This window comes from Accumulibacter sp. (assembly GCF_031732815.1).
In the GTDB taxonomy this organism is placed as follows: Bacteria; Pseudomonadota; Gammaproteobacteria; order Burkholderiales; family Rhodocyclaceae; genus Accumulibacter.
Genome location: NZ_JAVMKF010000014.1, coordinates 1 through 9778, shown reverse-complemented (window position 1 = coordinate 9778; position 9778 = coordinate 1). Strand labels below are relative to the sequence as shown.

Genomic DNA, 9778 nt, shown 5'->3' with positions numbered 1-9778 from the left:
GCGCCATCACGCGCCTGGCCGGCGAACTGGGGATGCTGGTCGTTGCCGAGGGCATTGAAACGGCCGAACAACGGGCGGCGGCCGAAGCAGCGGGAGTCGACGCAACGCAGGGTTTCCTGCACGCCCGGCCGATGCCCGAGGAGGCGCTTCTGGAGTGGATGAGAACGAGATGAATGTCCCGAACAACGGTCGGCCAGACGGCCGGCCATCGCTGACCAAGGCGCTTGACGATGCGATTCGGGCGATCGATATTCCGCCGCGCCCGCAGATCATCGACCGGATCAGATCCGAAGTGCTCAGCGACAACCCATGCTTTCGTCGCATCGGGCAACTGATCAAGGCGGATGTCGGGCTCGCCGCCGGCTTGATCAGGACGGCCAACTCGCCGTACTTCGGCCTGCGCACGCGCGTGCGCTCGGTGCCCGAGGCGCTCGTGCTGCTCGGCCTGGAGCTGAGCGCACGTGCCGTCGCGGCGATCAGCCTGCGGCGCGCATTTCCGGACAGTGCGCACTACGTCCGCTTCTGGGACTCGTCGGCCCGCATCGCCGCGCTCTCCGGCTGGCTTGCGCAAAGCCTTTCCCTGCCCGGCCTGAGTGCCGCCGACGCTTACACCTTCGGGCTCTTTCGCGACTGCGGAATCGTCATTCTGCTGCGCCGCTGCGCCGACTACCGACAGACGCTGGCGCGCGCCAACAGCGACGCCGAGCGCAGCTTTACCGCGGTCGAGCAGGCCGACCACCCGACCGACCACGCAGTCGTCGGCAGCCTGCTGGCGACCGAGTGGTGGTTGCCCGACGAGATCTGCCAGGCCATTCGCGCGCATCACGAACCATCGGCCATTGCTCAGCACCAGTCAGGTCTGCCGCTGGCCGGCAGTCGCCTGATCGCCGTCAGTCAGACCGCCGAGCATCTGCTGCAGGACCTGACCGGTGCCAGCCTGACGCAGGAGTGGACGAAACTTGGTGAATCGTCGCTGTGCCTGCTTGGCCTGAGCGAAGCGTCCTTGCGCGAGCGACATGCCGAGGCGATGAGCGTTCTCGCGGCGATCGACTGAGCGCGGCGGCGGCTCGCCCTCGCCAAAGCTTGCCCTGGCGGGTACCATGGCGGTCGCGCAGCCGCAGTCGGCGCGCCGGGGCTTGCCCTGGCGCCCGCCGCGCCTCGGTTTGCCTTGCTCTGCCGACGGCGAAATTTACCCGGGCGGTAGTGCGCGACTCGTCAGTCGCCAGCAAGGCGGTAGCTCGGCAACGCAGCAGCCTCGTTTCACACGCTCTCGGGACATTCCATGAAAGCCGGAAAGAAGACCACGCAAGTGCTGCGCCCTGGCGTCGGCTACAGTCAGAGAGCACAAGCCGCCGTGCAGGCGACGACGGCGCGCGTGCGTGCGCTGCACACTGCGCTTGCCGGCAAGTCGTTCGCGCTCCTGCGCCGGGCCCCTCTGCTTGCCCGACCGGTGCACCTGGTCGAGCGTGCGCATGACGGACTCGTTGCCAACGTTTATCAGGTCGTCGATCTGGCCAACAAGGCGCTGTGTGGCCTGGCCGGACTGGTCGAAGAGCGCTATGCCAGAGGCAACGCCGAACAGCCACCCGGAGCGCTTGCCAGTCGGGTGCAGGGCGCCCTGGCCGGTGTCTTCGCTGCGTCGCCGGCAGCCGGCGAAGCTCAACCGGGAACCGCTCCAGCGCTCCGTGCCGACGGCGCTGTCGTGGCACCGGAGGCCGCTGCCGTACGCGCGGCGTGGCCAGCAGCCGGCGCGCAGATCAGCGTCTTCATCCACGGCCAGGGCTGTGACGAAACGGCCTGGCAAGCGCTTCCGGCGACCGCCGAGGCCGCTCTCGCGACATCGCCAGGGGTCGATTTCGGCCAGCAACTGCAGATAGATTTTGGCTATACGCCGGTCTACGTGCGCTATCGCACCGACTTGCCGGTGAGCGAGAACGCGCCGGCGCTCGCCGCGCTGCTCGAACAACTGCACGCGGCCTGGCCGCACCCGGAAAGTCGCTTGATTCTTCTTGGCCACGGCATGGGCGGCCTGCTGGCGCTGGCCGCCTGCGAAGACGCGGCAAGGGCGGGAAGGCACTGGTCCGCATCGACCGACATGGTGATCTGTCTGGGGGCGGCACAGCTCGCCTCGCCCGCCGAACGGCTCGGACAGCAGCTCGCGGCGACGCTGCGCGCCAATCCACTCGCGCGGCCGGGCGCGGCGGCGGGCGGGCGTGCGCCAGCCGGCCTGAGCCGGATCGCGTGTCGCTTCCTCGCCGGCAGTCTGGCCGAGGATATCGAGCATCGCTTCGACAGCGTCCTGGCTGATCGAGCGTTCGGTCCGGCGGGCGCCAGCTCGTCGACGGTCGGCGACCGTGTGCAGAGCGCTGCGGTCGGCCGCCTGGGGCATCGTGAGATGCTCACCGATGCGCGGGTCTACCGCCAGATCGCCGATTGGCTGGCGGCGCTTGCCGCACCGGCAGCCGAGGCTCAGCCCGACAGCCACCCGAGGCGCCGGAAAACGCGCAAGACGAGCGAAGCGCGTTGACGGCCGATGAGCGACGAGATCAGCGCCGCGCTGCTCCTGGGTCTGGCCATTTCAGCGCTGTTTGCCGGTTTCATCGACTCGCTGGTCGGCGGCGGCGGGCTGATCCAGATCCCGGCGCTGTTCAGTGCGCTACCGCAGACCACACCGGCGACGCTCTTCGGCACCAACAAGTTTTCCAGCATTTTCGGCACGGCGAATGCCGCCTGGCGCTACGCGCGACGCGTCGACATGCCCTGGCGAACGACGCTGCCGGCGGCGCTTGCGGCGTTTGCCTGCTCGTACGCCGGCGCGCTCGCCGTCGCCTGGCTCCCGCCCTTGCTGCTGCGGCCGCTGATCCTGATCCTGCTGATTGCGGCGGCCGCCTACACTTTCCTGCGTCCTGACCTGGGGACGGTCCACCGACCGCAACACAGTGGTCGGCGCGAGTTTGCCTACGCGCTGGTGCTCGGTGGCGCGATCGGTTTCTACGACGGCTTCTTCGGTCCGGGCACCGGCAGTTTCCTGATCTTCCTGTTCATCCGCTTCTTCGGCTTCGACTTCCTGCACGCCTCGGCAGCGGCCAAAGTGGTGAACATGACAACCAATCTGGCGGCGCTCGGCTACTTCATTCCGAGTGGTCATTTCCTGCCGCAAGTCGCCGTCGTGATGGCCTGCGCCAATGTCCTTGGTTCGTTGCTCGGCACACATCTTGCGCTTCGGCACGGCAGTCGCTTCGTCAGAATCGTCTTTTTGTGCGTCGTGAGCGCCTTTATCGTGAAATTTGCGCATGATACGTTCGCCTAGACTTGTCTCACGCTGGCGCTGGTCGCACAATGCACCCTTTTCGACGCGCTGATTGCGGCGGCGTCGCCGCGGCCACATCAAACCACCTTGTCAGGGGACACCATGAGAATCAACGCACGCATCGGCCGCCTGCTGGCCGTTCTGGCGGCCGCGTTTGCCGTCACCGTTCACGCCGACATCAACGTCGGCGTCACCCTCTCGGCCACCGGACCGGCCGCCTCGCTCGGCATCCCCGAGAAGAATTCGTTCGCCCTGCTGCCGACGACGATCGCCGGCCAGAAGGTCAACTACATCGTTCTCGACGACGCTTCGGATACGACGACGGCGGTCAAGAACACGCGCAAGCTGATTGCCGAAAACAAGGTCGACGTCATCGTCGGATCGACGATCACGCCCAATTCGCTGGCCATGATCGACGTCGTTGCCGAGGCGGAAACGCCGATGATCTCGATGGCCGCGTCCTCGCGCATCATCGAGCCGATGGACGCCAAGCGCTACTGGGTCTTCAAGACGCCGCAGAACGACGCGCAGATGGCCACGGCCATCGTCGAGCACATGACCAACAACAACGTCAAGACTGTCGCCTATATCGGCTTTGCCGATGCCTACGGCGAGGGCTGGTGGAACGAGTTCTCGAAGATCGCCGAGGTGCGCAAGATCCAGATCGTCGCCAACGAGCGTTTCAATCGGGCCGATACCTCGGTCACCGGGCAGGTCCTCAAGATCATGGCCGCCAAGCCCGATGCAGTACTCGTCGGCGGTGCCGGGACACCTGCCGCTCTGCCGCAGAAGTCTCTGAAAGAAAAGGGCTACAAGGGAATCATGTATCAGACGCACGGGGTCGCCAATGCCGACTTCCTGCGCGTCTGCGGCAAGGACTGCGAGGGAACCTTCCTGCCCGCCGGACCGGTGCTGGTCGCCGCACAACTGCCCGACAGCAACCCGATCAAGAAGGCGGCGCTCGAATACGTGAACAAGTACGAAGCCGCGCACGGCAAGGGGAGCGTGTCGACCTTTGGCGCACACGCCTGGGACGCGGCCAAGCTGCTCGCCAGCGCAGTGCCGGAAGCGCTGAAGAAAGGCCAGCCGGGAACGCGGGAATTCCGCAAGGCCTTGCGCGATGCGCTCGAAGCTACGCGTAACGTGACGGCGGCGCACGGCGTTTTCAATCTGAGCGCGCAGGATCACCTGGGTTTCGATCAACGTGCTCGTGTCATGGTCCGCATCGAAGGCGGTAACTGGAAACTCGTGCAGTAACGCATTAACTCTCTCGTTCGGCGCGCCCCGGACCGGGGCCGCGGCAGGCGGTGCGGCACTCGCCCCGCCTGCGTGGATACTCCGATGGATTTGCAGATTGCCTTGCTGCTCGGCCAGGATGGCCTTACCAACGGCGCGATTTATGCGCTGCTGGCGCTTGCTCTGGTGCTCGTTTTTGCCGTTACCCGCGTCATCTTCATTCCCCAGGGCGAGTTCGTCGCCTTCGGTGCGCTGACCCTGGCCAGCCTGCAGACCGGCAAGCTGCCGGGAACCGTCTGGCTGCTGCTCGCGCTCGGTGTGCTGATCGGCGTACTCGAAGGCAGCCGCGCGCTGCGCGCCGGGCAATTGCGCCGCCTGCCGCTGATCGTCCTGCTCAACGTCGGTGTCCCGCTGCTCCTCGCCGGAACGCTGATCGCCGTATCGCCGGCTACCCTGCCGTTGCCGGTACAGGTACTGCTTGCGCTGATGCTGGTCGTGCCGCTCGGACCAATGATCTATCGTCTCGCCTATCAACCGGTGGCCGAGGCGTCGGTGCTCGTCCTGCTCATTGTCTCGGTTGCCGTACATGTCGCGCTGACCGGCCTCGGACTGCTGTTCTTCGGTGCCGAAGGCTCGCGCACGCCACCCTTTACCGAAGTCAGTTTCGCCATCGGTGACGCCTTGCTGCAAGGACAGACGGTACTCGTCATCGTTGCCAGCCTGGCGCTGATTATTGCCCTCTACCTGTTTTTCGAGCGCACGATCTACGGCAAGGCGCTGCGCGCGACGGCAATGAATCGCACCGGGGCGCGCCTGATGGGAATCTCCGGAACGCTCGCCGGAATGCTGTCGTTTACCCTCGCCGCGCTGATCGGCGTCCTCTCCGGCATCCTGATTTCACCGATCACGACGATCTACTACGATTCGGGCTTCCTGATCGGGCTGAAAGGTTTCGTCGGAGCGATCATCGGCGGCCTGGCCAGCTACCCGGTCGCCGCTGCCGGTGCTGCCCTGGTCGGCCTGCTCGAGTCGTACTCCTCGTTCTGGGCCAGCGCCTTCAAGGAAGTGATCGTCTTCACGCTGATCATTCCGGTGCTCCTCTGGCGCTCGCTGAAGACGACGCACGTCGAGGAGCAATGATGCCGACGGTACGTTCGACCACCCTGCTCGCGCTCTTCATTGCTGCCCTGCTCGTCGCACCGCTGTTGCTGCCCGAGTTCTACATCACGCTGCTCGACTACATCGGCCTTTACGCGATCGTCGCCCTCGGCCTCGTCGTGCTGACCGGGGTCGGCGGCCTGACCTCGTTCGGCCAGGCAGCTTTCGTCGGACTCGGCGCCTATTCCTCGGCTTATCTCACCACCGTCCACGGCGTTTCCCCCTGGCTCACCTTGCCCGCCGGCCTGCTGATTACGGCGGCTGTCGCCATTTCACTGGGGCTGGTGACCTTGCGCTTGTCGGGGCATTTTCTTCCTTTGGGGACGATCGCCTGGGGGATCAGCCTCTACTACCTGTTTGGCAACCTCACCGGACTGGGCGGATACACCGGGCTGACCGGCATTCCGCCGCTAAGCTTCTTCGACCTCGAGGTGAGGACCGGGCGCGAGTTCTTCTACCTGATCTGGGCCGTTCTCCTGCTCGCCCTGCTCGCCACGCGCAACCTGCTCGACTCGCGCGAAGGGCGTGCCATCCGTGCGCTGCGCGGCGGGTCGCTGATGGCCGAAGCGATGGGCGTGCATACCGCCCGTTCGAAGATCGTCATCTTCACGCTCGCCGCACTTTACGCGAGCACTTCCGGCTGGCTCTACGCGCACTTGCAACGCTTCGTCAATCCGACGCCGTTTTCCTTGACACAGGGAATTGAATACCTGTTCATGGCGGTGATCGGCGGCGTGGCGCATGTCTGGGGCGCGATCGTCGGCGCTGGGCTGATCAGCATCCTGAAACAGTGGCTGCAGGACTGGCTGCCGAAACTGCTCGGGCAAAGTGGCAACTTCGAGATCATCGTCTTCGGCGTACTGATGATCTTCGTCCTGCAGCGCGCGCGCGATGGCGTCTGGCCGATCATCGCGCGCTACTTTCCGCAGCCGCCAAAGCGCGCGCAGGTCAGAGAGGCGCCACCGCTCGTCCGGCGTGAACGTCCGGCCGCCGGCGCCGTCCTGCTCGAAGTCAAGGATGCCTGCAAGCGTTTCGGCGGTCTGGTTGCCAACGACCGGATGACTTTCCAGGTCCGAGCGGGCGAGGTGATGGCGCTGATCGGTCCGAACGGCGCCGGCAAGAGCACGATGTTCAACGGCATCTCGGGCGTCGATCCGCTGACCTCGGGCAGCGTCATCTTTCGCGGCGAACGCGTCGAGTCGCTGCCCGCACGCGACATCGCGCGCCGCGGCATGAGCCGCACCTTTCAGCATGTGCGGCTGCTGCCCGGCATGAGCGTTCTGGAAAACGTCGCCATCGGCGCCCACCTGCGCGGTCGCAAGGGCTTTGTCGCTGCCGCCTGTCGCACCGACCGGGACGAGGAGGACCGCCTGCTTTACGAGGCAGCCCGGCAGATCGAGCGCTGCGGTCTGAGCGAGCAGATGCACGAGCCGGCCGGCAGCCTGCCGCTGGGCAAGCAGCGCATCGTCGAAATCGCCCGGGCGCTCGCCGCCGATCCCTGCCTGCTGCTTCTCGACGAACCCGCCGCCGGCCTGCGCTACCTCGAAAAGCAGGCGCTTGGCGACTTGCTGCGCCGGCTGCGCGACGAAGGAATCGGCATCCTGCTCGTCGAGCACGACATGGACTTCGTCATGGGCCTGGCCGATCGGGTGGTGGTCATGGAGTTCGGTCAGAAGCTCGCGGCAGGTCTGCCCGAGGACATCCAGCGTAACCCGGCGGTGGTCGAAGCCTACCTGGGAGGCGTCGAATGAGCCCGGCTGATGAGGGCAACGAACGCACCGTCGTGCTCGAGATCGACAATCTGTCGGTCAGCTACGGCAAGGTCAACGCGCTGCACGGTATCTCGCTCAAGGTCCACCGCGGCGAAATCGTTACCGTGATCGGACCGAACGGTGCTGGCAAGACGACGCTGCTTTGCGCGCTGATCGGCCTCCTGCCGGCGAGTGGCGACATCGTCTACCTCGGCGAACGGCAGCACGGCGGGCGCAGCGTCGAACAGCTCGTCCGTCTGGGAATGACGCTCGTCCCCGAGAAGCGCGAGCTCTTCGCCGAAATGAGCGTCGCCGACAACCTTCTGCTCGGTGCTTTCGATCGCTATCGCGCCGGACACCGTGATTCGCTGGAAACCATGGAAGACGTCTTCAACGTTTTTCCGCGCTTGATGGAACGTCGCGAGCAGACCGCCGGAACGCTTTCCGGCGGCGAACGACAAATGCTCGCCATGGGCCGCGCCTTGATGGCCAAACCACGCTTGCTGCTGCTCGACGAACCGAGTCTCGGACTGGCGCCGCTGGTCATCCGGGAAATCTTCCGCACGATCACTCAGCTCAAGCGAACCGGAGTGGCGATTCTCCTCGTCGAGCAGAACGCACGTGCCGCGTTGCAGGTGGCCGACTACGCCTACGTTCTGGAAACCGGCGAACTGGCGCTGGAAGGTACGAGCAGCCAGTTGGCCAGCGACCCACGCGTCGTCGCCAGCTACCTCGGCCTCGGTGGCCGTCGCTGACTGCCCGCTGGCCGCTTGGCGAGCCCTTTCAGCAGCCGTGCCGGCCAGCAGCAAGGCTGACGCCTCGCGTCGGCAGTCGCGCCGGAACCCGGCGCAGTCCTGCCCAGGCATGCTGATGCTGAGCCGATCTCCATCGATCTGCTCGCCAAGGCCGGGCCAACAAGCATGGGTGCAGGCTTCACCGTAGGTCGATGCCTACCCGCGCTCACGCGCAGTTCGCCGGCAGTACGAGTGATCCCGAGGCCGACGAGATTCGCGCCAGTCGAGTACAGACCCAGCCATAGCCGATTCGCTCCTGTTCCAGCCGCAGGCTCGGCTGCAGACGATCGAATCTGAGGTCGTCATAGACAGCCGTCTCGTCGGTGGTGAGACGTGACAAGTCGTGGCGCGCCGGCTCGGGCTCCGCACCCCAGTGCAGGCGATGGGCGAGCAAGGTGTCCCGGTCCATGAGCAACGACGCGGCGTGCGGGAAGTGGCTACGCAGTCGGTCGAGGATGGCAAAGCCGTGCGTGTCGAGGTCACCCCAATAGTGTATCTGGCACCGATTCAGCCACACCGCGCGCGCCAGTGGCTCCCAACCGTAGCCTGCACCGAAGACGACGACGGCGCGTGCAGACGGCGGGAAAGCGAGAAAGTTGGTTTCGTTCTCGGTGATGAAGACGTGCTCGATGGGTAGCGCCAGCGCGGCGAAGCTCGCAGCGTCCAGCGTGATGTCGGCCAGCCCTCTACAGCCCGGCAGGCTGGGTAGCTCTGCGTCGAGCAGTCGCAGCCGAATGCGGACGGGCTTGCCGAGGAAGCCAAAACGACGGGCGAAGAGCGCGCTTCCACGCGCTTCGCTGTGCACCATCTCCGGCGGCAGAGCCAGGTCGAGCAGCTCGGCCAAGACGCCTTGCTGGGCCTCGATGAACTTGCTGTCCACTCCAGGCACGTCAACCTGGCGCAGGTATACGCCGGGACGAGGATGGGCTTGCAGCCATGCAACGACGGCCAGCAGGCGCTCCCAGCGGTCGGCCAGGTCGAGTGCCCGCAACGGCCGGCGGGACAGCCAGGCCAGTAGCGTTGGCTGCGCAGCGGCGGTCTGCTGCCAGAGCGCCGCGAAGCCTTGCGCTTGACGCGCCTTGCCGATGAAGGCCAAAGCACTTTGCAGGGTATCGAGCCAGACCACCGCGGGCAGCCGCTGCATCCCCTGGACGCGGTGGTTCCACTCCCGCCATTCGAGGCGAACCTGCGGGACATCGGCGACGGCGCGCACCCAGTCGCGCACGGCTTCGAAACGATCGGACAGGTCGCTGGCGCTGGGCGCCTTGAGGTTCAGGCGCAGGGGCCAGGCAACGGCGTCGCTGACCACCGCCCGCAGCAAGTCGCCACGATCCCACAAGCGCTGGACCTGCGCGCGCAGGTCGGCCGGCGTCGTCCAGCTCATCTTGCCGCGGCATCTCCGGCAGCCCTTGCTTCGGCCATCCCTTCCGCCTTCTGCGCCCGGTACTCCTCGAGCGACAGGCAGCGCAGCCGCGACTCGCGCCCGCCCTCGTTGTGCACGAAGCCGACGCTGGCCACGAAAGGCTCGA

Annotated in this window: 9 protein-coding genes; 8 read left to right on the top strand and 1 reads right to left on the bottom strand. The window is 66.0% G+C overall.

Annotated features, from left to right (window positions below):
- Positions 1 to 5 precede the first annotated feature (5 nt).
- The 8 genes from RKP46_RS01085 to RKP46_RS01050 all read left to right on the top strand — a co-directional run bounded on the left by RKP46_RS01085 (position 6) and on the right by RKP46_RS01050 (position 8210).
- Positions 6 to 173 (top strand): EAL domain-containing protein, encoded by a 168-nt coding sequence (locus RKP46_RS01085; protein WP_311104921.1) that lies wholly within the window; start codon positions 6 to 8, stop codon positions 171 to 173.
- Positions 170 to 1054, top strand: coding sequence for an HDOD domain-containing protein (locus RKP46_RS01080; protein ID WP_311104919.1), 885 nt, complete (start codon positions 170 to 172; stop codon positions 1052 to 1054). Before RKP46_RS01085 ends, RKP46_RS01080 begins: the two co-directional genes overlap by 4 nt.
- A gap of 228 nt (positions 1055 to 1282) precedes the next feature.
- A complete protein-coding gene (locus RKP46_RS01075; RefSeq protein WP_311104918.1) occupies positions 1283 to 2527 on the top strand; it encodes a hypothetical protein in 1245 nt (414 codons plus the stop codon).
- A 6-nt stretch (positions 2528 to 2533) separates the two neighbouring features.
- Positions 2534 to 3310: a TSUP family transporter gene (locus RKP46_RS01070; RefSeq protein ID WP_311104917.1), complete on the top strand. Its 777-nt coding sequence runs from the start codon at positions 2534 to 2536 to the stop codon at positions 3308 to 3310.
- Positions 3311 to 3412: 102 nt separating this feature from the next.
- Entirely contained in the window at positions 3413 to 4567 is a 1155-nt protein-coding gene (locus RKP46_RS01065) for an ABC transporter substrate-binding protein (protein ID WP_311104916.1), read from the top strand.
- Positions 4568 to 4651: 84 nt separating this feature from the next.
- The gene (locus RKP46_RS01060; RefSeq protein WP_311104915.1) at positions 4652 to 5686 is read left to right on the top strand and encodes a branched-chain amino acid ABC transporter permease; all 1035 of its coding nucleotides are present in this window, start codon (positions 4652 to 4654) and stop codon (positions 5684 to 5686) included.
- The gene (locus RKP46_RS01055; RefSeq protein WP_409194086.1) at positions 5683 to 7455 is read left to right on the top strand and encodes an ABC transporter permease subunit; all 1773 of its coding nucleotides are present in this window, start codon (positions 5683 to 5685) and stop codon (positions 7453 to 7455) included. Before RKP46_RS01060 ends, RKP46_RS01055 begins: the two co-directional genes overlap by 4 nt.
- Positions 7452 to 8210: an ABC transporter ATP-binding protein gene (locus tag RKP46_RS01050; protein WP_311104914.1), complete on the top strand. Its 759-nt coding sequence runs from the start codon at positions 7452 to 7454 to the stop codon at positions 8208 to 8210. Before RKP46_RS01055 ends, RKP46_RS01050 begins: the two co-directional genes overlap by 4 nt.
- A 205-nt stretch (positions 8211 to 8415) precedes the next feature.
- On the opposite strand, the gene RKP46_RS01045 is transcribed toward RKP46_RS01050, so the two are convergent.
- The gene (locus RKP46_RS01045) at positions 8416 to 9633 is read right to left on the bottom strand and encodes a DUF3322 domain-containing protein (RefSeq protein ID WP_311104913.1); all 1218 of its coding nucleotides are present in this window, start codon (positions 9631 to 9633) and stop codon (positions 8416 to 8418) included.
- Positions 9634 to 9778 lie beyond the last annotated feature (145 nt).